The following is a 24,040-nucleotide window of genomic DNA, read 5'->3' as shown; positions in this document are numbered from 1 at the left end:
TTTGCCATTATATTAGCTTCGGAAAATGATAAAAGCTGTAATATTCGATCTAGACGGGACGCTGATCCAAACGGAAGTGCTCAAGGCAACCTCCTATGCACGAGCCATTGAACTTCTGACCCAAGGTGAACTCCCAAGCCAGGAAGTTCTGGATAGTTTTGGCCAATTTGTAGGATTGTCCAGGACAGAGGTTGTACGGGGATTATCTGAACATTTTGCCAGCGGTCTGAGGCGTCACCTCCGGACCGATGATCTGGAGTTGGTAGGCCAAAAGTTGATCTCTAAAAGATTGGAATTATATCGGGAAATGCTGGAGGACGTATCACTCTTATCCCAGCACTTTTGTCCGTTTACGCTGGGCCTGTTCCATCAACTGCAGACAGACGGATTCCAGGTGGTGCTGGCTACCATGTCTCATCTGCCAGAGGCAAAGAGGATCACCACAATCATGGAGATCTACCACAAGTTCGATCTGGTCCTTACCCGTGACGATGTACAGCAAGGCAAACCGGACCCGGAGATTTACAATTTGGCCCGGACAAAATTGGGCCTTGCCACAGAGGAGTGCCTGGTTATTGAAGATTCCGTCAATGGGATAAAAGCGGCCCAAAACGCCAAAATCCCTGTCTTTGCGGTTACCAATGATGTCACCAGGGAATCCGTACACGACTGCGGACTTCTCGATGCCGGGTTTGTTGTCGATAATTTGGAAGACTTAAGTAGGACGGTATACAGTTTTATCGACCAGCAAAAAAGTAAGACTTCTAACCCCTGAAAATCATCAGCATAAGTGGCTTCAATCCAGCTTGATCGGTATGCCGGTTTCCGGATGGATCTTCCAGAAATCCTCGTAAATGGATTTATATCGGATATCAAAACCAAAACTGGGATCAGCCTGCAAATCTCCCAGGATCTTTAAACTGGCCAGATAATCGGCTTCGTTGGAACCTACTGAAAACGCGTTGATCCTACCTCCTGCAGGGATGGCAACACCTTTGTAAATGGTGGAATAGTTAACAAACTCAAGGGTATCCATCCCGGGTGCTTTGGCCATTAAAAAGGTATAAAAGTCCATAGGATACTCCTCCCCTTTGTGATTTATCTGGACCTTTTCAATAATTGCAGGTCCCACCCCGTGGTTAACCAGGTCCAGTTTAAGCAGTTGTTCTGATCCACTCTCGCTCAATTCGATCATCAGATAAGGCATTACCGACCTTCGACTCTGATCATCCATGATATTGGTTTGCCTTACGAAGATGATCAGTGTTACCAGGCTGATAAGCATGGCCGTTAGCCCGAAGATCTTATCCGAATTCCAAAAGCCTTTATTTATTTTGATCTTTTTTAATGACATAATCCACTTTATGAGTTTATGATTAGCTTATTGCATTCGGTCAAACCATTTTTCCGCAGCTATCCCCAAATTTTCTATGGAATCCGGAGAGTAGTATACATTCCCCTCAGTTTTAGATAAAAGAGCTACACTGCTCGCCTGGCTCATTACGTTTTGGAAACCTTCAAATCCACCGGGAAAAGTATTCCTTATCTGCTGTTCAATATATATTTTGTCCTCTGCCTCTGTAGACAATACGAGGTCCCAGTTATAGTACGGCTTTGTAGGTGCGATGAAACTATTGAGATTTAATCGCTCGTCCGTCGCGCATTTTTGGTTGAATAAGGCAATCTCATAACAGCACCAGGCTCGCTCTAGTGGAGTTGAGCCTAATACAAAATGAGCATCTACATTACGTAGTAACTGAGGAAGCACTTTCAGCTCCTCAGGAATATCCCTCGAGCCCTGGTCAATAAACAGAAAATCAACCCATATGCGAACACCGTCTGAGATCAATAGTTCCAGGTCTTCGTCAGCTACATCGGCTCTGCGTTTTCGCAATGCTGCAGCCGCGAAATCCAGGGTCTGCCATACGATTTGTTGTATGTCTACATAGTTTTGAGAGGAATCGTAAGTGAAAAAGATATCAGGTAGTTCAGCAGAACACAGATCCCACAGGTCTTTGGCAGGGTAAACCCCGTGTTTCTTGAGTTTTAATTGCAACTCCCGAACTGAGGTAGATCCGTAACCGGCTTTCAGAAGCTCGCCAACACAGTCTGAAAGTCCCCTGGCAGTAACTGACCACATTCTTCTGTCAGCTTCCATATGGTTTGTGCTTTTATTCCTAGATTTCTAATTTAAGCATTAGTCAATTTATTCCGGGAACAAATCAAAACAATCCTTTAACCTTTTCCAGCCTTAACCAAAGGGCAAACCAAAGCAGTACGCCAAATACAACCGGGAATAAGGTATTAAAAAGCGGGTCGCTGTGAATGATATGAGTGGCCACCGCCCCTCCCAGCCAGGCCGTTAAAAGAATAGCTCCCAGAATCGCTGTTCTTGGAATGATATACAGAATAGTACTTGCCAGAAGTATCAGTCCCAGATAGAGCACTGTTGATTCCGGATAACCCAGTTCCGTAGCTCCACTTATGGCTTCTTCGGTTTGTAAGAGATTCATCATTGCTCCCATAAGGAACATTAAAACGATCAGGCCCTGCAGGATATAGGAGATCCAGCGGCTCGTTTTTGGGATAGGATTGGTAGAATTCATTTCTTCTCTTGGTTTTTAAGATTCATATAGTGATCTCTGATTGGTTTATCCAGTTTTTCAGTGGCATACCTTAGGGTTACCCTGGGCATTGTGGCGGCATGCATATTTAAAAATTCAATGAGCTTGTCCTGGTCTTTTTTCCCGGCTTCGCGAATCCAACTGCCCACCGCCTTGTTGATGAGCTCTTCTTTATCATTTATAAGAATCCGGGCAATTTCAAAGGTGTCCGTCAATTGTCCTTTTTTAATAAATGCGTAAGTGCTGACAATTGCCGTGCGCCTTTCCCAAATGTTTTTGGATCGGGCCAGATCATAGAGGATGTCCCTGGGCTTATCCATTAAATATTCACCTACGATGTTATAAGAACCACGATCTACAAAATCCCAATTATTCAAACGGTCATGACGATTTAGGTATAGTTCAAAGAGTTCTTTACGTCTTGATTCCGTAGTTTTTTTGTGCCTGGCCTGAAAATCCATAATACTTACCGCTCCCATCCTTATCTCGTAGTATTCACTATCCAATAGCTGGTTGATCTCTTCAAGCGACATATCCGTAAACGCTTTAGCAGTCTGGAAGACATTACCAAATTTAACCCCAAATGCGCGGGTGACCCCGTCATTACCCTTAAAGAACTTTGAGACCTTGGCAAGTTCTTTTTCTTCCCTGAAAGTTTCCAGCTTTTTTATGAATTGAGCAGCGGTCAACATCCTTTTACAGTATATCGCTTATCGCAAATCGCCTATCGTATATCGCATATCGCCTATCGCTTATCGCATATCGCAGATCACCAATCGTATATCGCAAATCGTATATCGTATATCGTATATCCCTATGCAATATAAAGGATTAAAGGTATAAAGCTATCCTCTGAATCTGAATTAAGGTTTTAAACCGGAAGTTTTTCATCTCCTAACGATTCATCCAATCCTTGAAATCTGTGGTCTTAGGGCGACTAACAATAAATTCCTGGTCTCTTGGATTCAGGACGCTGAGCTTTAATCGATGGTTAAAATACCGATCTATCTTGGTAATTGCGGATTTTGCCACTATTTGAGCGCGATTTATCCGGTAAAAGGACAAGGGATCCAGGGATTGATACAATTGATCTATGGTCTCATCAACAATAAAACGCCTGGCCTGGGTAACCCCAAAGGTGACGCTTTCCTCAGAATAGGCATAGAGCAGATCCGTAATGAGGATCTGCACAAATCCATCCCCATCCTTGACCAGAATTCCACTTCGGGATTCCTGGGCCTGAACACTACCCAGCAATTGCTTTAGTATTTGTGGATCCAGGCTTTGAGGTTTATTGGATCTGGTGAATTTATCCAGGGCCAGACTCAGATCATCCTTCTGAACTGGCTTGAGCAGATAGTCAACGCTATTAACCTTAAAAGCCTGGATGGCATATTGGTCAAAGGCAGTAGTGAAGATGATAGGAGCTTCTACGGTTACACTCTGAAATATCTCAAAGCTGAGGCCATCTGCCAGTTGTATATCCATAAATACAAGGTCTGGCGATGGGTTGGTACGGAACCACTCTACAGTCTCCTCCACCGTATCAATGGTCCCAACCAGCTCATAGCTAAACCCGCAAGATGCCAATAATTTTTGCAGCTGACGCGCCGCCCTGGCTTCATCTTCAATAATCAGTACCTGCATAACTTTTCTTTTGGTCTTTTGCTTTTAGCAGCGGTAAGGCCACCACAAATTTGTTGTCTTCTTTTTGAATTCGAACGGGATTATCCGCGATCAGTGCATAGCGCTTACGAATATTCCGCAACCCCAGTTTAGTAGAGGGTAATTTGGTAGATTTCAGTTGGATCTGATTGGTTACGACCAAATGCCCGTCCTCCTCATGTACATGTATCGCAAGTGGCCTGGCCTTGGAGATCACGTTATGTTTAATGGCATTTTCCAACAAAAGTTGAAGGCTCATAGGTACGATCAACTGATCCATCACCCCAGCCGGGACATTCCAATCCAGTTTCAGATTCTCTCCAAAACGCTCTTTTTGAACATGGATATAAGCTCTGGCGAATTTCAGCTCTTCTCTAAGTGCAATGAGGTTAACATTTCCGGAATCCAGTATAAAGCGGTAAATATCCGCAAGCCTGTCCACAAACTCCTTGGCATCTTCCTTAGGGTTCTGGTCAATGATATCTCTAAGCGTGTTCAGGCTGTTAAAGAAAAAATGGGGTTGGGCCTGGTTCCGCAGCGCATCCAACTGAGCCTGGACTATCGCCTGTTTGGCTTGTTCCTCTTCCCGTATAGACTTTTTTAGCCTGACGTAATAGTAGATCGCCTCATAGATGGCCATGGTCATAATACTGATTAAGATAACTGGTAAGACCAGTTTGGAGCGCGAAGGGTGATTATAACTTTCCCCAATAAGGAATTGCAAAATCTTTGATCCGGCAAAATCAATGATTAAGACCGTACTCACTATGGCCAGGAATAAAAAGGCAATGCGTTTTGCATCATCCTTTAAATTCGGATACCTTTTCCTCAACCCAATAAGGATTAAGCGCATAACGATCCAGTTTGAAGTGGAAAAGATCACAGAAATACCCCAGTTGATGACGGCCTGCAAAAAAGGAAGCCTTGCAAAGGAATTGGAAGCAAACAGGTAGTCGGTCACAAAACTCAGGAGAATAATTCCAATAACAATAAACCACAGATCGTTAAAGCCGAGGTATTTAATGCGCTTCTCCTTATTGAACAACATGCAGTTTGCTTTATAAAGTTAAAAAAGGCATGGCCTGCTTCGCCTGATAAAAGGTATATCCAATCCAGCCGGCATAGACCAATCCAAAGATAATGACCACCAGGCTGTGATTCTTGTTCGGAGCACTCCATTTCTTAAAGAGCCCGAATGCGAATAAAGGAATAATTTGCAAACCGTGCAATCCAAAAAAGTGTGCGACGCGCAGGTCTCCGGCCACCGTACTCCAATTTAGCAAGGGTAATCCATCGCCTCCGTCCACCACGCCTACATTATGAGCCATCTGCCCTATCATCTGCCCTCCTACCCAGCTTCCGAACAGTACCACCAACCATCCTAACAGAATGGCCGTTTGAACAGAGCGCGGCACACGCATTTTCAGGCGGATCGTATCGATAGCGAACAGCACCATGATCAAAACGTTTATAGAGATCAATATTCCCATGGCCCCAAAGAGTATCCCGTCATAGGGAGTGTTCATATTGTAGTGAGATTGGACCCCCCGGTAGGCCTGGGATACTATAATGACCATTTCCAGAAGCAGGCTCCAGGACACGATGTTATTCAGAATGTTTTTTTTAAGCCTGGAATAGGGATAAAGCGTCACCAGGTAACCTACACTCAGGGTGTAGATCCCCGTAGAGATTGCAAATTTGAGGGGTTTGATCCAGATATTGATTCCCACAAGGGTACGATCATCGAACAATATACCGAAGATACATCCGATAGTTAGGGCCAGGTTGATCAGCACAATAGTGTAAAGGATCGGACTTTCCCTTCTGACGGTGGTCAAAACGCTTTTTAGATATTTCATGATCTCTTTACTTTAAGGGTTCTTAATAGGATGAAAAGCAGAAAGCCTAAGGGGCCGAGCATAAAGGTTCCAATAAGGCAAGGTGCCATCAGGAGCTGATGAAGACCCACGCTCCTGTTCTGCTCCAGTATCCAGAAGCCAACCAGTAAGTCAAAGGCCAGATAGTGCACCCATCCTGCCATTGCGGCGTTTTCAAGGGTAAACAATCTCATTACGGCACTGAGGCTTCCAAAGTCTAATACCCCACCCCCTTGTAGCGTCAGGAAGACGTAGATGCCATATAGGAATGATAGCAGTATTGGGACCAGTTTATAATCCATCAGGAATCGGGTTACTTTCCATTTGGGAAAAAGGATCATCAGGATCCACATCGGCATCACCAGCAGATTGGCAAGTGAAAAAACTGTCGTTGGCGTCATAATTCGTGTTTTTGGTTTAACTGCTTCAAAGATTTGCATTCAGGCTTAAAAGCGTTAGACAGAAAAGCTGAACCATCGTTTTGGGTCATTGAATTGCACAGCCGATCAAAACATGGGCCTTTAAGGGATTTCGAAAACCTGATTATTTGGACACGGAAAATTTGGAAGGAGGAATATTTTCCATTTAATTTGTGGAAAATATTTGAAATAGTATATTTTCTATGCCAGTCACCCGCATATCCAAAGCAGAAATTACAGAGATCGCTCTTAAAGCATTCCTCGATCATGGGATACAACCCATTACCATTAAACAACTGGCGAGTTGGAATGGTGTTTCCACCAAGACCATTCATAAGCTTTTCGTAGACAAGCCCGGCCTGGTCAGGAGCTGCCTTGAGCTTCACTACTCACGCTTCTTTGCGGAACTGCAGGAACTGGCAGCCAAAGCCGGGGATGAGATCGAGTCCGTTATAAATATCCTAAACCGCATCGTGAAGGTAGAATTTGAAGTGAATCCCAGGTTCTATGAAGACCTTAATAAGTTCTACCCGGAACTGCAAACGGAGATCGGCACCGCTCAAAACGGCATGCCGGACATGATGATGGACATCATTGAAAAAGGTAAAAGAAATGGGCTGTTCCTCCCGGATATCGAAGCGGAGGTCTGTATTATAGCTCTACAGCGACTTTATCAGGACATCACCCGCGCCAAAATCTATGCAGACTTAGCGCTTTCCGGGCCTCAGCTGGTAGAAAATTCGGTTCTGTTGTATTTCAGAGGTATGTGTACGCCCCTGGGGGTTCAAAAAATGCAGGTTTATGGAAAAAGCGCTACGCGACAACATTAAAAGCTATTAAAAAATCCTTTTGAAAATGAAAAAAGCACTAAAGATATTTGCCTATATCGTAGTTGGACTCTTATTGCTAATTCTTGGCGTAATTGGTTTCTTCAACGGGCAGTACAATAAGGCCGCAGAAGAAATGCAGGTCAGGCAGGCGGCTCTTCCAGAAACTCCTGAGCCATTTTACCGCTTTGAAATTCGAAATGATTCGCTAAGTGAATTGGATATTTTGCCATTGCCCAAGAACTTTCAATGGGACAAGGGCAGCCTTAGTTGGAATGCTGGATTTAAGGTATCTTCTGAGCTGCCCCGGGCTGAAGCTTGGGTGGATCGTCTATTGCCGGGAGAATCCAAAGCCAATAATACGGATGTTGAGATACGCCTTAAGAAAAAAGAAGGGCTGGGTTCCGAAGCTTACCAACTACAGATCAGGCCAGGTGGAATAGATATTTCATATCAAAGCGAAGCCGGAGCCTATTACGCCATGGTTACCCTCTATCACTTAAAACAGCAGTTTCCGGAAAGTATTAATTCCCTGAGCATAGAAGACAAACCAGATCTGGAGGTACGGGGACTTATGCTGGACATTAGCAGGGATAAGGTGCCGCAGCTACACACCCTAAAGCAACTGGTAGACCAACTCTCACTTTTAAAGTACAATCACCTGCAGTTGTATGTTGAGGGATTTTCCTTCGGGTATGAAAGCTTTAAGGATCTCTGGCAGGACAACGAAACCCCTGTTACTCCGGAAGAGATCCAGGAATTGGACGCCTATTGCAAGGAACGCTTCATTGAGTTGGTACCAAATCAGAACTCCCTGGGTCATATGCAGGCCTGGCTGGAGACAGAGGCCTATGCCCACCTCGCAGAATGCCCTGACGGTTATGAGCTTATGCCAATGAACAAAGTAAAGACCACACTGGACCCGACCAACCCCGAGAGTATAGCGCTTATCGAAAAAATGATGGACGATCTACTCCCGAACTTCAGTTCGGGCATCTTTAACGCCAACCTGGACGAACCTTTTGAACTCGGACATTGCAACAGTGCCGAACTGGCCGAAGAGGTAGGTATTGGAAAGGTTTATCTGGACCAAGTTCTGAAAGTTTATGAGCTGTCTAAATCCAGGGGAAAATCTATGTGGATGTGGGGTGATATCATAGGAAAGCATCCGGAACTGTTGGATGAGATGCCCAAAGATATTACTGTTTTGGAATGGGGTTATGAACAGGAGCACCCCTTTGATGCCAATACAGCCAGGATCAAAGATCAGGGCCTGGAGTTCCTGGTCTGCCCTGGAACCAGCAGTTGGATGACCCTTACCGGGAGAACAGATAATATGCTGGGCAATATCCAAAATGCGGTTTTGAGCGGTATCAAGAACGGGGCTAAGGGAATGCTGCTTACCGATTGGGGTGATCTGGGTCACTGGCAGTACCTCCCTGTGAGTTTCCCGGGATTCGCCTATGCCGGCGCCATTAGCTGGAACAGTAAAACTTCTCAGTCCCTGCCCCTGGAAAGGTACCTCAATACTCATTTATTTGAGGATGACAATCAGGAACTTGCCGGCATCGCTATGAAGTTAGGTCGTTCTTACCATTACGAAGAGCGTCACTTACCTAATATGAGTCATAATTTTCTGGCCTACCAGTTTGGTATGGTAGATCCTGTATTAGAGCAGGCCATTTACGGCGCAATGGAGCAAAAACTTCCCGAGCTTGTGGGCGATAGTCTTTTCAGGATCTTTAGCGATCGTTTTGATAACCAGGGAAGTTTTCAGGTGGAAGCCCTAAACCGTCATTTAGATGCTTTGGAAGCTTCGTTGAACGTACGTTCGGACGAGATTAACCTTGCGACAAATGAAGAGATGCAGAGCTCAGAAATAAGGAATGAAATGAGAAACGGCCTTCAAATGGTCCGTCTGGGAGCCGAGATCAGAAACTACGGCCAGAATAAGGATAACTGGAATACGGAACAAAGAATAGAGCATCTGAGTGGCATGCAATCCAGACTGGCCGATATCAAGGAAGAACATCGCAGGTTGTGGTTACTGCGTAACAAGTCCGGAGGTCTGGACAGGAGCATGAAAGCATTTGAAAAACTGGAAGTGCAACTCAATGATCTGCTTGAGGCAGAAAGGAAAGGAGGACTTTCCAAAAAAATGAACCGCCTGAAAGAGAAGGTCATCTCCGGCGGTGTACACTGGTACCTAAATTAATAAATGGGATATAGAAAATTGATTCGGTCAGTTCTTCTGAGACTGGCCTAATTAGGACCCTTATTTATCTGCCTGTACAAGAACGTCTTCTTTCCAAACGCCATTAGCTACGATTTCCCCATCCTTGCCAAAGAAGATCCCTTTGCCATAGCGTTGGTCGTTCTTCCATTGCCCAACGTATTTCTCGCCGTTAGGCCAATAATAGGTTCCTTCTCCCTGGCGTTTGTCGTTCACATAATTTCCTTCGTAACGTTCTCCATCCGCCCAGAAAAAGGTTCCCTCTCCATGACGCATATTGTCTTTCCACTCCCCTTCGTAACGACTCCCGGTATTTAGCAATGCCAAACCGTGGCCGTTGGCTTTGTGGTCTTTCACCTCCCCAACATAGTGCAACTGGCTGCCTTTACTGCTTTTAAAGGTCAGGTACTCCCCAAAGGATTTTTTTAGTAATTGCTTTTTTGTCCTGGCCAGTTGTACTTTGGTTTTTTCCAGGACGAAGTTTATGGAGTCGTATTGTTTTACCACTCTCGCATTAGAAAGTATATCCGTTTGAACACTATCCTGAGCAGGGACGGAATCCTGATTTAATCTGGCATTCCTGGAAGCCCTTAAGTGCATTAACTGATTGGCAAGTGCCATCCTGAGTTGTAATCCGGCACTGTCATCTTCCTGTAACTCCTTAAATTGCTCTTCATAGGCTGTTAATGCAGCCCGGTAATTCCCATCGACTAAAAGGGAATCAACACTTAATAACTCATGCTGAGCGGCAATACTGCCCTCCATTTCAATTTCGTGGGCCTTAGTGGCTTCGAGTTCGTTTTGGAGGTCTTTTGCCTTGGACTGGTAATAGATGGCCACCCCTGTAGTCAGGAGGAGAAAGAAGGCCGTGATATAGGTAAAATACTGTTTTCTCATGCTTTCAATAGAAGGAGTACAGTATCATGTACGTATCAATCGTCAAAATGGATGGCGGGAAGCTTATTTTTTACTTTTCTAAAGTCTGGTGAGAAGTACAAATGACAGCGAACAGTCCAACTTTGCTTGTAAATCCCCCCATTTTCAAGGGTTTGGCCCTGGGAATACATCATTCCGGCTGCGACAGTCAATCGAGGTGTTAAAATATAGCCAACGGTAGTAGTTAGCCGAAGATCCTCCAGCGGACTGGCTACCACTTCTTTCCCGCTTTGCCAGATCAACTCAGCCTCCGGGGAAACATAAATGGTCTTTGGTTCAAACTTATGGTTGTTCAACGGCACTTTTACACGGAACATATATCGCCAACGATTCCTGAATATGTACTCACTGTTCTCCGCAAAACCCTGTGTCCAGCGATGCTCTATCCGGAACCGATGATAAGTCATTACGCTAGCCAATGGTAAAGCAAATTGGTATTGATGCCAGATACGCCATTCCGGTACCACTTTGCGATCTGTAGAAGATTCATCCGTATTGAAATTGATTCGCAGGACACCTCCCAGGCTAACGTTAAAGGCTTTGGAATAGATGTAACCAATGGCGTGCCGGTTGTAGATCTGTCCTATCTGCCCCACGAAGGGGGTATTTTCGGTCTCTTCGAATCGAAAGTGCGTCTGAGCGTCCCAGAACAAACGCTTGGATATACGTATGTTGCCATAAGTATTGATCCAAAGCCTTTCTACCGGTTCCTTGAATTCGGATTCAGACGGTAAAACCTCTTCTTCCTGACCCCAGGAGGGCATACTGAAGCAAAGCAACATGGAAATGAGCGCTCCAAAGGAAATTTTATAGTGCTGTCTCATTCGTTAGTTTACTTTGTCCGTGGCAGGCAGGTTGAACAATTGCAGTATCATTTCAGGATCCTGCTCTTTCCTTAATTTTCGTTCCAGTTTAGAGGTACTCTCATCACGCAACTCCAGCAGCCTTTCATAGGTAGAATCCATAAGGTCTCCAAGCGCTTTGGCATTATCACAGTTCAGATCCTCTTTTGCCTTATCCAGGAAATATGGAAGCAGCACTTTGCGGTAAGCCGCGGTAATTCTTTTTTTAACCTCTTCATTCATAATGGTAGCAATAAAGGGGTTCCATACCGCGTCCTGATATTTCTCCTGTATCACTTCCAGTCTTTCAGGGCCTTTGGAAATAGACTCTGAGAGCGACTTCAGATCTGTAAAACATGCAATAGATGCCCTGGCGTAGTCTATTTTCGCGCTGTTTTCCTCAAGTGATGAATATTGGTTCAGTCTGCGCTCAGCCAGGGCCCGGATATTACTTAAGGCCTCTCTTTCATCCGAGGGAAGCAGACTGCTTACAGAGTCAATATGCTTATTCAATTCGTTTACCTGAGCGATCATTTGTTCTTCCAGGCTTATAAAATCCTGTTGCCGTTGGTCTTTCACCAATTTATCGTTAAGCACTCCAGCTATGGAATCCAGGCTTATTGAGGCATATCTGGCCATGTCCTGGGCAGATTGAAGGTTGTTCGCCCCGAACTGCAATTGAGAAGCATTAGGTCCGGTAAAAACCTTAGGGGCCTCCCCTGCTTCACCACTATCGATACGGATCCTCGTTCCTGGTTTTCCATTTGGCCATAAACCGGATATCAATTGATCCCGGGGAACGAACTCCAGAACATCCAACTCGGCATATTTCACCAGTTGCTGAAGAGGTTGTAGAAAATCTGAAGAGATCGCGGAGACCACCGCATGTAGAAACTGGGCCTGTTCGTCGGATCGCCTTAGAATGTTCAGTTGGGTATTATTCAGAAGGGGTTCGCTAATGGCCACCGACCTTTGATAAAGCCCTTTGATAGCATCCATCCGGGCAGTTTCCAGAGAATCCAATGGAAAATGCTCTGCCTTTACTTTGAATTCCGGTAGAAAAGCAGACCGTCCAAGACCGGAAAGAATATTGTCTATCTTTTTGTAATTGGCGGCATTCTCAGCCAAAAGCGCGGGAATACCTCGGCTCAGGAAACTGAGGCTATCCGCTTGCTGTAGTTTTAATTTTAAGATCTGCAGGTAGCCGGAATCCAGACTCAGCACTTTAAAACTGCCAGTTGGCTCCTCGTATATTTGGCTGACCAATACTTCCCCGTTCTCCTCAAATTCTATTTTTGATAACCATCCTTCATTGAAATACCAGTTCTCCGAAGTTCGGGAGTCCGAATCGGAATACAGGGACCAAATGTCATGCGCCAGGCCATTTCGGAGAAATCTTCCGACAAGGGTACTGGTCTCATTTTCTATCCTGAAGCTCTTTTGAGGAACACCCCCCTCAAAAGTAATCGCACTTTTAAAAAGTGTTTCGGCCACCTCGGAATCTTCAATTCGCTGGATCAGGTATTCCCAAAGCCCGTCCGGGCGTCCTTGTCTAATGTTTCCTTTGGCCTGATTCTGAATTCCACTGATCTTTACTCTATATTGATAGTCTACGATCTGTGATTCGCTGTCCGATTGAAATTCCCCAAAGAGAAAAGACCAGAATCCATCCGGGTAATTATTCTCAAAATTGCCAGAAAAGGAAAAGGAGGCATCCTCGTTTTCCAGAAGTGCCTGCAAACTGGAGCGTTGCATACGGAATGGCCCGTCCAAAATGGTATCGTTGCCCTCCAGTTTATAGTCATAGGCCGCCTCTCCCTTAAATTTTCCGAGTTGCAAAGGGCCGGAATATTGCAATTTTTCCTGGCCGGAAAGCAATACTGGAAAGCTCAAGAGCCACAGTAGTATGATTCTTTGTAATGGTAGTGTTACTCGCATGTCAAGCATTGCTCAAATAAAGTAAAATTATTTGATAAAGGTTTGGCTTTAAAAAACTATTTCAACGCACTCATATACGACCTAAACCGGAGTTTGGGATCACAACGGATACAATAATTTATTTCCTAATTGAAGAATTGGGTTAATATCAGCCTACGGTAGCTACATATGCTAAGGTCCTTCCAGTTCGAAATTCTGAAGGCTTTTGGACAAGATGGGTGTTTGATGACAGGAAAAACTTAGAATTTTAAAGCAAAAAATGGGGGAACTTTTGCTTAAAGAGGGAAACTCCTGGGATGCTTAAAGGTAGTTCTTGCTTTTGGATTTGCGCTATTGGAAAACCTTAGTTTTTTTATGGTTTTCATTCAAATGAAGCCTTTGATCAGATGCACCGGGTTTTCAATTCTGGTTTTGATATCTAACGATCAAACTACTGTAAGCCATTCTTTTTTAACAAATAAGCCTTCATCAGGCCCGGTCTTTGACATTTCTTTGTGAATTGCGGATAGATTATTTGTGTACATTGAGGTTATGCTTCAGATAGAACGAATAGCGTTTGCAGTGATTCTGGGTGGATTCGCGCTTTTGGCACATACCTGCAAACAACAGGACGGAAAATCCCTGGTGCACCAATGGGAGGAATCTGAAACAGCTATTCCCGAAAATACCGCGGAGGCGGAAAAACTTTTTGAAGAAGCTTCAGAGCAAACCAGAGTAGCTTTAATTGAACCTTGTGGCCGCTGCCATCAAAGTACCCTTAAAACCCATAAGGCCGCTGCTATCGCCTTTTTCGACCTGGATCAGGGAGAAAACTGGCATATGGACCTGGACGAGGACAATCTTGAAGGTCTTGCAGGGCGCGCAAATTCCAATAAGGCCATTTCCGATACCGAACGGGAGAATATCAGCTTGTTTATCACCCTAAAAAAGGCAAAGCTAAAATAGTTAGTAAATCTAACCAATATAGTGGCGTAGGTGTTTCTGAAAAAAAGCGGCACTGTCTGTTATGCTTTGCATAGAGTTGTGCTCAAAATTACCACCTTGTTCCAGGTAGTAATATTTTAAGCCGCTTTTATCGACCTTAGGAAGAATTTCCGAATAATCGATCGAGCCGTTACCCAATTCGGTATAATCCCTGGTTTCCTTATCCATGTCCTTAATATGCCACATAACATATCGCTCTGGCTGCCTGGCAATTATCTCAGCCGGACCATCCTTTGAAGAGTGTATAACCCAGTAAAAATCGAGTTGAAGTTTTACCAGTTTCGGGTCCGTTTCACTCAAGATGATGTCATAGCCATTTTTCCCGCCCAGATCTTCGAATTCAAATCCGTGATTGTGATAGGCAAAGCCAAGCCCTGCTTTGGTAACCCGCTCCCCTATCTTGTTCAGTTTTGGAGTGAGTCTTTTAAAACCCTCTTCGTTTCGAAATTGGGGGTCAAGCCAGGGCCAGGTAATATAGTCCTGCTCCAACGCCCATGCCCCTGAGATACATTGATCCACATACCGAATGAGTTCCTCTTCTGAGCTGTTATAGTAATCCTGCAGTCCATAATGACCGCTGGTGGTGGTCAACCCAAGATCATCCAGGATCTTCTTGAACACGGGCGATTTAAATCCGTAGTAAGAATCCTTATCGCCGTCAAAGCCATAGACCTCCAGATCTTCGTATCCCAGGGCCCGTACCTTTTTAAGGGTATCCCTGGCATCTGTGTTCATGGCATCCCTGATGGTATAGAGCTGCAAACCCATTTTATATTTTCTCTCGTTATTCATAGAAAAAGCCGGAAGGTTTATAAGGGAACCGGCAGCGGCCAAACCGCTTTGTTGACAAAATCGCCTTCGGTCCATAATTTTAATTCGTATATGTCGTTAAAGTTAGGTCAATTATTCGAGCTGCTACTTCTTCCCTATCGAATATAACAGATCCTGGAGCTCTTGTTAGATCAGATTTAAAAGTATTACTATTAAAAAAAGATAGTTTAACACGCATTTAACGTAGTTTTACTTTTATATTGAGCTGTTCAGTCGTAATTTTGCAGTGTGAAAATCGATTAACCATCAGAGGTTATCACAAATCTGACTGACATGAGCAGGAAATCAACGGATAGAATATCCTTATATGAAGGGCTGGAAAGCACCCTCGGACCAGCCGACAAGAACCAGGCAGTGCTCATCAGGCCCGGGAGTGTGCTACGTTTAGGGAGTCCTGTAAATCAAATGTATTCCTCCATTTATCCCTCCCTAGAATTTAAGGAGCACACCTTAGCCGATTTGAAGTCCCTGAAGAAGTTAAAGGGTATGATTGTGGTGGTGATCAGTATACTGACTCTCACCCAGGGAGCTCATTATGCCGTGCTCAGACCGGAAAAAAACAAGAACTTCCACAAAAACCTGGATCGTTTATACGCGGAGATACCAGGCTCATTAGAGAAAAAAGAACTTTTAAAACTGTAATAATCTTATAACCCAATTAAAACAATTAGAACTTATGAACCTAAAAAAACAAATGCTAATACCGCTTCTTTTGATGGGTACCCTCAGTTTGGCACAGATGCCAACGACACTTGGGTATGCTTTGGAATCCATATCGGATAAGACTTTAGAGTTATCGGAGCATGACCCGGGCTCGGAGCAAGGTCCGGCACAGGTCCTGGAAGGACTGATGTTCCTCGAGGACGAAGAGCCTCTTGACCTGGGATTCAATCACTATAAATACCTGCCCGTAGGCTTTGATGCCTACAAGGGAATGATCATAGATCTTGACGATATTGAGTACATCGAATGTAATTACGAAACAGACCTCAATATAGAATTGAAGGACTTGTATCCTTCAGGCTAATAGCTATGGAATTTACCTAAAAGCCCCGAAACCGGGGCTTTTTTTATGGAAACTCCCTGGTATAAATCCATGCGATATTGAAGGAATCAGTATATTTAGGTGAACAATCAAATAACCGCCAAAAACTTTTATGATGATCAAAAAGATACTGCTTACCTTCGCCCTTATACTTGCTTTTCAAGCCCATGCCAATGACGAAGTCTATGAACTACGGGTATACAAGCTGCAGTTTGGAAAGTCTGCCCAAGTACTTCACGATTATTTTCAGAAAGCCTTGTTACCCGCTTTAAACCGCCAGGGTATTACGAACATCGGGGCCTTTGAAGAATCGAGTGACAATATGCCTAAAAAGCTTTATCTGCTGATCTCCTATAAAGATATGCAGGCTTATTCTGAGACATTAAAGGCACTGAAAAAAGACAAGACCTATATAGCTGACGCCAAAGCCTATTCCGGGACCAGCCAGGAGGATTTCCCCATAGACCGCTATGAGAGTTCCTTGTTTCTTTCGGTTAGTGGCTTCCCTAAACTGGTTAAACCAAAATCAGGTTCCAGGCTTTTTGAACTGCGAACTTATGAAGGTTATAGCGAAGACGCGGTTCGGCGTAAGATCAAGATGTTTAACGACAGTGAGTTCACTATTTTTGACGAAATAGGCCTTTACACCGTTTTCTTTGGTGAAAAAATTGCCGGGCAAGACATGCCAAGCCTCGCTTATCTTCTGGCATTTGAAGATATGGAAGAGCGAGACGCAAATTGGAAAAAATTCGGACCTCACCCGGAATGGCAACGCATTGTAAAGCTGGAAGAATACGCCAACACGGTTTCCAGTATAGACCGGGTTTACTTAAAGCCACTACCCTATTCGCAGCTTTAAATAATTCGTACCCTCATTGGCAGGCCCACATTTGCCTATCTTTTGAAACGGGATAGAATAGCCCCTTTTTTCTTGCTATTGATAAAGTATACGCCGGTAAGCAATATTACGGCGGCTATAATAGACTGCGCGGTTATTGCTTCATCCAAATAATACCATCCCAAAAACATCGCAACAATTGGGTTTACATAGGTATTGGTCGCTACTTTTTCAGGAGATACGGTTTTTAGGAGATAGTTGAAAGATGTAAAGGCTACTATACTTCCAAGAACTATTAGTAGCAGCATGGCCCACAGGGTCTGTTCACTCCATACCAAAGGTGAACTCCAATTTTCACCAAAGATCAAACTCATCACACCCAAAAGGATACCCCCGTTTAACATTTGATAACCCGTATTTATCAAATAGTTATCCGGAAAATCTCCTTTCCCCACAAAGAGACTTCCATAACCCCAGGCCAACATTGCGCCGAATATCATCAGGATCCCAACAATTGAGTTCTCCTGTGCAATAACCGTTTTCTGGTTGATAAGCAGATACATCCCGACAATTCCGAGAAAAACCCCAATAAGTGACATAGGGCGTATTTTCTTACCCTGAAGTATCCACATCATCAACAATATGATCAAAGGTTGTGCAGATACCTCCAGGGCCGCAAAATTGCTGTCTACATATTTTAGCGCCCATACCATTATCCCGTTACCGAAGGTCAGGAAGAGGAATCCTGCAAGCAGGGTATTTCCAAATTGTTTCTTGGAGATCTTCAGATTCTTTCCACTAAGAAGAGCCAATAATAGTATGATTCCGCCGGCCACCACAAACCTCACCCCTGCGAGCATCAAGGGCGGTAGCTCAGCAACCGCGATCTTGTTAAGCAGATAGGTAGATCCCCAAATAACATAGATCGCAAAAAAGGCTGCTATGACAATCGGAAGGTTTGAACCGGATTTCATACAGTCTTAGGGAAAAATAAAAAGCAATATTAAGCTATTCCCGCGAAGTAAGTACCGACAATAAGGCTAAAAAATCATATTGAATTCCAAAATGATGGATCGAGACCTATCAGGGGCTAAGTGCCTTACGCAAAGCCCCGGTAATCTTCTCAGACTGATCTATCCATGGCAGATGTCCGGCATCCTCTATCACATCCAATGTTATCCTGGGAACCTCCGTGGTCCATTTTTTTAGGATGGAAGCTTCAAAATCCAACCAGTCGTGATCTCCGTGAATAATGGTCACAGGATATTCCCTTCTTGCGAACTCCTGTATAAAGTCCCATCCACCGTCCGGATATGTGCGCTCAGTAAGGGAATAGACGTGTCCCTTGTATAGCGCTTTTCCATTCTCCAGCTCTGGCCATTTAGAAACGTCGAATAACATAAGTTGAGCAAAACTGATCCTGGCCCTTATGGTATTTTCCTTGGAATTCAGTGGAGGTGACTTTCGGTTAAGACCGTACTTGTCCAGTTCATCCTCGATTTCAGGACGCTCCCGAAACGCCTCGGATTTAAGGAAGGCCTGATCCATAATTTTGCGATCTTCCTCCGGAATAGGATTTTTGAGGTAGGCCGGAGACATGAGAACCAGTTTCTCAATACGATCCGGATGCGCCGAAGCATAAGCGCTGGCCAGCACACTTCCCATGGAATGACCCACAAGGGTTACTTTTTCCAGTTGTAAAGCTATGCGAAGTTTTTCCAGGTCGTCAATATGCGCCTGATAGCTGATCAGGGAATCCGGAAATGGCGATCTGAGAGAGCCCCTTTGTTCGTAGAATATGAATCGATGATCCTGCCGCAGGTCCCTTACCGCATTGACAAAGCCATCGTGCGAAGCACCCCATCCACCGTGTAGCATGATCACCGTATCTTGCCCTGTTCCATACTCCCGAACGTATAGCTGCGGATCCCTCTCCCAATCACCACTTGCCAGGAACCAATTGACCATTTCCGGTGGGGACTGTTCTGGTTTTTCGATCTCCCCGGAAGATTGGCCACAGCCAATGAAAGCGAGTAGCAAGCAGATCGAAAGTAAAGGATGAACTCTGGTGAATACGCTTAAATTTTGCATGGGTAAAACAATTTTGAATACGGTATAATAAAGACTTCGGCCTTTGAATTTAGTTACAGTTTTAGGGAGTATCCTTCAAGCTCGCTATAAAACCCCAGTTAGTGTGTTGAAACCTTCCCAGATACTTAAAGCCTTTACCAAAAAAGGCGCCGTCACCTTCGGCGATCACCACAAGTTCATTGTCACCTTGTTTAAGCGGAAGATTCAATTCGTAAGTGGCGTCAAACATGCGTTGAAAGTTGATATTATTGTTTTTGAAAACGGTTTGACCATTCAGTAAGATCTGTACCTTACCCACATAATCAAAACCCATTCTGAGTGTTCGGGCGGTTGCGGAACTTATCGTCTTTCTGGCAACCACTACCCCATTTGGATACTCAAAATACCTGGAGAAATTCACAAAATGGTCCCTTTTGTGATCAATAGGTTTCCATGAGTTTTCGCTAAGGGCTTTCTTCAATACCTTTTGAAAGTTTCCCGGAGTTGTATCTCTTGGGAACTGCCTGGAGATCTCCCAGTCAGTAAGGTACTGCGTATCTGGTTCAGGCAATTTCGTTTCTTCCGCTTCCTCCAGGGGTGTAACCGTTATATTGGCAAAATACGAGGTCCCGAAAAGGCTGCGAAGCATAAAGTTGCCACCATTCCCATGGATCTCGAAAAGACCTACTTCCATCTGAGGTTCTTTGCTATCATCTACATATACTTTAAGCTGATTACCCCTTACTTCGAAGGCTGCATGGATCCATTCCAGGGACTTGATCTCCGCAGTTTTTTCATATTCAGGATAGTTGTAAAACACCCAGCTGAGGGCGCCGTTGTAGATAGGTATATACTGGATAGCCTCCCTTGTTCCTCCAAGGCCCGGCCTGAAGTAGATAAACTGGTAGTTATTATTATCCGCAACGTGAAAGCAAAGACCAGCCATCACTTCACCTGCAACATCCATTTCTACCCTGAAATTCCTGTAATTCCCGTTTTTTAGAACCGCTACACTTTGTTCCTTTCCATCGAGTTTTATACTTGTTTTTCCCTTGAACAAAGTATCCATAGCAGATACCGGCTTGTTATCATCTGAAAGTACCGTAAAGTTTTCACCTTTTAACAGGGTTTGTCCCCAAAAACAAGCGGGGATCAGAAAAGACAGTACTAATGGGGTGATTTTTTGTAATTTCATATGGCAAATCGTTTGAATTCTTAACACGTTCTAAGCTAGGTGAGCCCCTTGTTCCGTCGAGGATTTATTACAACTATTTTGCAACCGTTTTTCAATCGTTTTATCATTCGTCTGTAAATGAAGTCTTTATCGGAAACTGATCAGCGCTTATTGGAAGAACTAAAGAAGCGCATCGAAAAAATGTCAGGCCTGGGCTCCAGTACTGATTGGGCCCAAAAAGACTATGAATTTCTCCTTTTTTTCATTGAAGAAGAGACCGGGGAGCGCCTGAGCCTTACTACAATCAAAAGAATTTGGAAAAATGAGTATAACCGTCTTCCGCATCTCGCCACCCTGGATGTACTTTCGCGACTGGCGTATGGATCAAACTGGCATTCCCTCAAAAAAAAGAAGGCAGACAACCTTAAATCCCCCCTGAGCAGTCTGGCGCCCAAAAAAAATCAACTCAAAAAGATCACCACTTATGGCCTGCCGGCTTTGATCATACCTTTGGCCATATTTCTTGCCTGGACCACAGGGAGACAGGACCAGGAACCACAGCCTGTTACCTACAATTCCAGAGAAATCTCTTTTTCCTTTAAAAAGACCCTGGATAACAAGATCCCAAATACCGTAATATTCAATTACGATCTCAGTTCGGTAGAGGCAGACAGTTTCTTTTTACAGCAAAGTTGGGATAGAAGCCGGAGAGTACAGATCTCTAAGGAAAACAAAGAACGCACTGATATTTATTATGTTCCGGGCTATTTTACCGCCAAGTTGATCGCCAACGACCAGATCGTTAAAGAGATCCCGGTTCATATTACCAATGATGGCTGGTTCATTGCCGCCAGACAACCGATGTCCAATATCCTGACATTCAGTGAGCGGCATTGGCTAAGGCAAGGCTTTCTTGGGATTTCAAAGAACTCCCTGGAGTCTAAAAAAATTGACCTCAATGAGCAGTTCCAGCAAGCGTTTTACTATGTCAAGGACTTTGAACTGGACGGTGATAACTTTTATTACGAGACAAAGTTCCGGATCCAAAACCTGGACGAAGTGGATTGCCCCATATTCAACTTTCACATACAGGGAGTAAAAGGCTACTACTGGATAATGTTCGGGAACAAGGGTTGTGAAAGCGAGTTATCCATGAGATTGGGGGATGCACAACACTACGGGAAGACCGAAGACCTTAGTAAGTTTGGAACAGAGGTTAGCGAGTGGCAACAACTGACAATATCAGTTGTAGACAAAAAAGTGAACATTGGGCTTAACGGGACTACTATTTTTGAGGGCTCCTATACTGAGAGTGTTGGCGGCATCATGGAGATAAGCTATTTTACCAATTCTCCAGGTTTTATAGACGATGTTGAGCTGCGGGACCTGAAAGGAAACGTACGCTTCTCAGATAATTTTGACTGGCTGATCCAGGAATAAAGATCGATTTCAATAGATCAAATCCCTTAATATTTCCTCATCGCCTCCTATATATGTTAAAATCCACAAAATTTTTCTAGTTTTATCAAAAGCTCAGGCATGCCGCAAAAAAAAGTGAAGCAATTCGGAACCTTTGCAGGGGTTTTCACCCCTACCTTGCTCACAATTCTTGGGGTGATCATGTACCTGCGAATGGGCTGGGTAGTTGGTAACGCAGGACTTCTGGGAGCCTGGCTGATCATTATAATCTCCTTTGCGATCACACTGAGCACGGCCTTATCCATGTCTGCGATAACCACCAATATCCGAATCGGGGCAGGTGGAGCTTATGCGATCATTTCACAGGCGTTGGGCCTGGAAGTCGGCGGAAGCCTGGGGATCCCCAGGTATGTTTCTCAAGGGTTGGCTGTAACCATGTATATCTTCGGATTCAGGGAAGGCTGGTTGGGGATCTTTCCGGATCACAGTCCCTTTTTGATCGATATAATAGTTTTCGCGGTCCTCATTACTATAGCCTATATCAGTGCAGACCTTGCCATAAAGACCCAGTTCTTTATCATGATTGTAATTATACTGTCCCTGTTATCCATAGTATTGGCTGCCTACCACGGTTCCATGAGTGTACCTACTGAAGAGGCTATTCGATGGGGAACTTTTAAGGGATCTGTGGAAAACGGATTTTCCGGTAGTGATTTTTGGTTGGTATTCGCCGTATTCTTTCCGGCTTCCACAGGCATTATGGCAGGGGCAAATATGTCCGGAGAACTTAAAGATCCGAAAAAGAGTATCCCAGTGGGTACCCTATGGGCCATAGGGGTTAGTTTTGTGATCTATATGAGTCTTGCCTTTTGGCTGGCACGTTCTGCCAGCGAACAGGAACTGATCTCTAATTACAACATCGTTATAGACAAAGCCTATGTAGGGCCGCTGGTTATAGCAGGAATACTGGGTGCCACATTTTCTTCTGCCCTGGCATCTCTCGTGGGCTCCTCAAGGATATTGTACGCCATGGGAGAACATCGGGTACTCCCCTATTCCAAGGTGCTGGCCGGAACCAGTGCCAATGGTCAGCCCAGAAATGCAATGATCGTTACCGGCATTATGATCTTCGTGACCATGCTGCTTAGGGACCTCAATGCTGTAGCACCCCTGGTTACGCTGTTTTTTCTGATAACTTATGCCATGATCAACATCGTGGTGATTATTGAGCAAAAACTCGGATTGATAAGTTACCGTCCCATTTTTAAAGTGAACAAATGGATCCCCTGGATAGGTCTCGTTTCTTCGGTAGTTGCCATGTTTATCATTAATCCTACTGTAAGCCTTATATCCATAAGTATTGTATTCGTTGTGTATTGGTTCTTGTCACGGCAGAATATTGAGACACCCTTTGAAGATGTTCGGTCCGGTCTCTTTGTTTCTTTTGCGGAGTGGGCTGCCAAACATACCTGGGGGATGAAGAATATGCAGCAAAGAGCCTGGAAACCCAACCTGATGGTACCCATTCGGGATATTGACGGGGCAAGGGGAAACTTTCAATTTCTCAGAAATATCGCCAGGCCCAAAGGTTCCATTAAGCTACTTGGAATTGCCCCGAATGTGGAAAACAGCGTATTTCCGGATGAGCTGGCCACCCTTTCCGAATCTTTCCGGCAAAAAGATGTGTTTTCTTCCTGGACAGTCATACACAGCGAGAATTTTGCCCAGGGTGTTAACTATGGAAATCAAGCTCTGAAGGGCGCTTTTTTCAGACCAAATATCGTATTCCTCAACCTTCAGCAACACGATAATTACGAAACGGAGATCAGACCCGTTATCCAGGAATGTATTCGACTGGAGATTGGGGTACTGCTCTTTTCCCTGAATAGCACAACCCTCCTGGGACAGCGCAATGTTATCAATGTTTGGGTAAGTGACCGAACGGATAACTGGAACCTGGGCTGGGACATTGGTAACCTGGATCTCTCCACTTTGATCGCCTACAAACTCAAAAAGAACTGGGAAGCCCAGATACGCCTGATCATTGTGATCAGAGATGAAAAAGAGAAAGAGAACGCCCATAATTTCCTTCAATCGCTTACCAGCCTGGCACGACTACCCTCCACCCTTACCGAGGTGCATATCGGAAGTTTCAGGGAGGTGGTTCAAAAAGCGCCAAAGGCGGATCTCAATATATTTGGGATGGATGGCAATCTAAAATTTGAATTTGTAAATGAAATGACCTCGAAGACGGGTAGTTCCTGCCTGTTTGTAAAAGACTCCGGTCATGAAAGTATACTTGCCTGATCTAAGTTCCC

General features: G+C 44.4%; 24 protein-coding genes. 9 read left to right on the top strand and 15 right to left on the bottom strand.

Annotation, left to right across the window (positions count from 1 at the left end; genetic code table 11):
• Positions 1 to 25: 25 nt before the first annotated feature.
• The gene (locus GTQ38_RS14855) at positions 26 to 775 is read left to right on the top strand and encodes an HAD family hydrolase (protein WP_161436334.1); all 750 of its coding nucleotides are present in this window, start codon (positions 26 to 28) and stop codon (positions 773 to 775) included.
• 21 nt (positions 776 to 796) lie between these two features.
• Here the strand turns inward: GTQ38_RS14855 and GTQ38_RS14850 are convergent, their stop codons facing one another.
• The 8 genes from GTQ38_RS14850 to GTQ38_RS14815 form a co-directional block, all read right to left on the bottom strand.
• The gene (locus GTQ38_RS14850; protein ID WP_161436333.1) at positions 797 to 1,354 is read right to left on the bottom strand and encodes a hypothetical protein; all 558 of its coding nucleotides are present in this window, start codon (positions 1,352 to 1,354) and stop codon (positions 797 to 799) included.
• Positions 1,355 to 1,381: 27 nt separating this feature from the next.
• Positions 1,382 to 2,158: a hypothetical protein gene (locus GTQ38_RS14845; RefSeq protein WP_161436332.1), complete on the bottom strand. Its 777-nt coding sequence runs from the start codon at positions 2,156 to 2,158 to the stop codon at positions 1,382 to 1,384.
• Between the two features lie 64 nt (positions 2,159 to 2,222).
• On the bottom strand, positions 2,223 to 2,606 hold the full coding sequence (locus GTQ38_RS14840) for a DoxX family protein (RefSeq protein WP_161436331.1): 384 nt from the start codon (positions 2,604 to 2,606) through the stop codon (positions 2,223 to 2,225).
• Positions 2,603 to 3,316 (bottom strand): DNA alkylation repair protein, encoded by a 714-nt coding sequence (locus GTQ38_RS14835; protein ID WP_161436330.1) that lies wholly within the window; start codon positions 3,314 to 3,316, stop codon positions 2,603 to 2,605. Before GTQ38_RS14835 ends, GTQ38_RS14840 begins: the two co-directional genes overlap by 4 nt.
• A gap of 202 nt (positions 3,317 to 3,518) precedes the next feature.
• Positions 3,519 to 4,271 (bottom strand): LytR/AlgR family response regulator transcription factor, encoded by a 753-nt coding sequence (locus GTQ38_RS14830; RefSeq protein WP_161436329.1) that lies wholly within the window; start codon positions 4,269 to 4,271, stop codon positions 3,519 to 3,521.
• On the bottom strand, positions 4,252 to 5,337 hold the full coding sequence (locus tag GTQ38_RS14825) for a sensor histidine kinase (RefSeq protein ID WP_161436328.1): 1,086 nt from the start codon (positions 5,335 to 5,337) through the stop codon (positions 4,252 to 4,254). Before GTQ38_RS14825 ends, GTQ38_RS14830 begins: the two co-directional genes overlap by 20 nt.
• Positions 5,338 to 5,347: 10 nt before the next feature.
• Positions 5,348 to 6,148 (bottom strand): hypothetical protein, encoded by an 801-nt coding sequence (locus GTQ38_RS14820; protein WP_161436327.1) that lies wholly within the window; start codon positions 6,146 to 6,148, stop codon positions 5,348 to 5,350.
• Positions 6,145 to 6,567, bottom strand: a complete 423-nt coding sequence (locus GTQ38_RS14815) for an ABA4-like family protein (RefSeq protein WP_161436326.1) — start codon at positions 6,565 to 6,567, stop codon at positions 6,145 to 6,147. Before GTQ38_RS14815 ends, GTQ38_RS14820 begins: the two co-directional genes overlap by 4 nt.
• Before the next feature lie 221 nt (positions 6,568 to 6,788).
• On the opposite strand from GTQ38_RS14815, the gene GTQ38_RS14810 reads away from it, so the two are divergent.
• Both GTQ38_RS14810 and GTQ38_RS14805 read left to right on the top strand, forming a co-directional pair.
• Complete coding sequence (locus tag GTQ38_RS14810) at positions 6,789 to 7,415, top strand: TetR/AcrR family transcriptional regulator (protein ID WP_161436325.1); 627 nt, start codon at positions 6,789 to 6,791, stop codon at positions 7,413 to 7,415.
• 25 nt (positions 7,416 to 7,440) lie between these two features.
• Entirely contained in the window at positions 7,441 to 9,627 is a 2,187-nt protein-coding gene (locus GTQ38_RS14805; RefSeq protein WP_161436324.1) for a beta-N-acetylhexosaminidase, read from the top strand.
• Between the two features lie 60 nt (positions 9,628 to 9,687).
• On the opposite strand, the gene GTQ38_RS14800 is transcribed toward GTQ38_RS14805, so the two are convergent.
• Genes GTQ38_RS14800 through GTQ38_RS14790 form a run of 3 tightly spaced genes read right to left on the bottom strand, consistent with a single transcriptional unit; the run spans position 9,688 to position 13,361 of the window.
• Positions 9,688 to 10,542: an MORN repeat-containing protein gene (locus GTQ38_RS14800; protein WP_161436323.1), complete on the bottom strand. Its 855-nt coding sequence runs from the start codon at positions 10,540 to 10,542 to the stop codon at positions 9,688 to 9,690.
• A gap of 35 nt (positions 10,543 to 10,577) precedes the next feature.
• Positions 10,578 to 11,405 carry a DUF2490 domain-containing protein gene (locus tag GTQ38_RS14795; RefSeq protein ID WP_161436322.1) on the bottom strand — a complete coding sequence of 276 codons (828 nt, stop codon included), beginning with the start codon at positions 11,403 to 11,405 and terminating at the stop codon, positions 10,578 to 10,580.
• 3 nt (positions 11,406 to 11,408) lie between these two features.
• The gene (locus tag GTQ38_RS14790) at positions 11,409 to 13,361 is read right to left on the bottom strand and encodes a hypothetical protein (RefSeq protein WP_161436321.1); all 1,953 of its coding nucleotides are present in this window, start codon (positions 13,359 to 13,361) and stop codon (positions 11,409 to 11,411) included.
• Between the two features lie 531 nt (positions 13,362 to 13,892).
• Between GTQ38_RS14790 and GTQ38_RS14785 the strand changes: the two genes are divergently transcribed.
• A complete protein-coding gene (locus GTQ38_RS14785) occupies positions 13,893 to 14,306 on the top strand; it encodes a hypothetical protein (protein WP_161436320.1) in 414 nt (137 codons plus the stop codon).
• Positions 14,307 to 14,315: 9 nt separating this feature from the next.
• On the opposite strand, the gene GTQ38_RS14780 is transcribed toward GTQ38_RS14785, so the two are convergent.
• The gene (locus tag GTQ38_RS14780; protein ID WP_161436319.1) at positions 14,316 to 15,137 is read right to left on the bottom strand and encodes a sugar phosphate isomerase/epimerase family protein; all 822 of its coding nucleotides are present in this window, start codon (positions 15,135 to 15,137) and stop codon (positions 14,316 to 14,318) included.
• Positions 15,138 to 15,449: 312 nt separating this feature from the next.
• On the opposite strand from GTQ38_RS14780, the gene GTQ38_RS14775 reads away from it, so the two are divergent.
• The 3 genes from GTQ38_RS14775 (at position 15,450) to GTQ38_RS14765 (ending at position 17,080) form a co-directional block, all read left to right on the top strand.
• Positions 15,450 to 15,818, top strand: coding sequence for a hypothetical protein (locus tag GTQ38_RS14775; protein ID WP_161436318.1), 369 nt, complete (start codon positions 15,450 to 15,452; stop codon positions 15,816 to 15,818).
• Between the two features lie 34 nt (positions 15,819 to 15,852).
• Entirely contained in the window at positions 15,853 to 16,203 is a 351-nt protein-coding gene (locus tag GTQ38_RS14770) for a hypothetical protein (RefSeq protein ID WP_161436317.1), read from the top strand.
• Between the two features lie 130 nt (positions 16,204 to 16,333).
• Positions 16,334 to 17,080 carry an NIPSNAP family protein gene (locus GTQ38_RS14765; protein WP_238857950.1) on the top strand — a complete coding sequence of 249 codons (747 nt, stop codon included), beginning with the start codon at positions 16,334 to 16,336 and terminating at the stop codon, positions 17,078 to 17,080.
• A gap of 35 nt (positions 17,081 to 17,115) precedes the next feature.
• Here the strand turns inward: GTQ38_RS14765 and GTQ38_RS14760 are convergent, their stop codons facing one another.
• The 3 genes from GTQ38_RS14760 to GTQ38_RS14750 all read right to left on the bottom strand — a co-directional run bounded on the left by GTQ38_RS14760 (position 17,116) and on the right by GTQ38_RS14750 (position 20,324).
• Positions 17,116 to 18,033 carry an EamA family transporter gene (locus tag GTQ38_RS14760; RefSeq protein WP_161436316.1) on the bottom strand — a complete coding sequence of 306 codons (918 nt, stop codon included), beginning with the start codon at positions 18,031 to 18,033 and terminating at the stop codon, positions 17,116 to 17,118.
• Positions 18,034 to 18,142: 109 nt separating this feature from the next.
• A complete protein-coding gene (locus GTQ38_RS14755) occupies positions 18,143 to 19,150 on the bottom strand; it encodes an alpha/beta fold hydrolase (RefSeq protein WP_161436315.1) in 1,008 nt (335 codons plus the stop codon).
• A gap of 61 nt (positions 19,151 to 19,211) precedes the next feature.
• Positions 19,212 to 20,324, bottom strand: a complete 1,113-nt coding sequence (locus GTQ38_RS14750) for a GerMN domain-containing protein (RefSeq protein WP_161436314.1) — start codon at positions 20,322 to 20,324, stop codon at positions 19,212 to 19,214.
• Between the two features lie 117 nt (positions 20,325 to 20,441).
• Here GTQ38_RS14750 and GTQ38_RS14745 point away from each other — a divergent pair, with 117 nt between their 5' ends.
• Both GTQ38_RS14745 and GTQ38_RS14740 read left to right on the top strand, forming a co-directional pair.
• Positions 20,442 to 21,743 (top strand): hypothetical protein, encoded by a 1,302-nt coding sequence (locus GTQ38_RS14745; RefSeq protein ID WP_161436313.1) that lies wholly within the window; start codon positions 20,442 to 20,444, stop codon positions 21,741 to 21,743.
• A 99-nt stretch (positions 21,744 to 21,842) separates the two neighbouring features.
• A complete protein-coding gene (locus GTQ38_RS14740; protein ID WP_161436312.1) occupies positions 21,843 to 24,029 on the top strand; it encodes an amino acid permease in 2,187 nt (728 codons plus the stop codon).
• Positions 24,030 to 24,040: the final 11 nt, after the last annotated feature.

This window comes from Poritiphilus flavus (assembly GCF_009901585.1).
In the GTDB taxonomy this organism is placed as follows: Bacteria; Bacteroidota; Bacteroidia; order Flavobacteriales; family Flavobacteriaceae; genus Poritiphilus; species Poritiphilus flavus.
The sequence above is the reverse complement of the archived record's forward strand: the minus strand, read 5'-3'. Positions and strand labels throughout refer to the sequence as shown.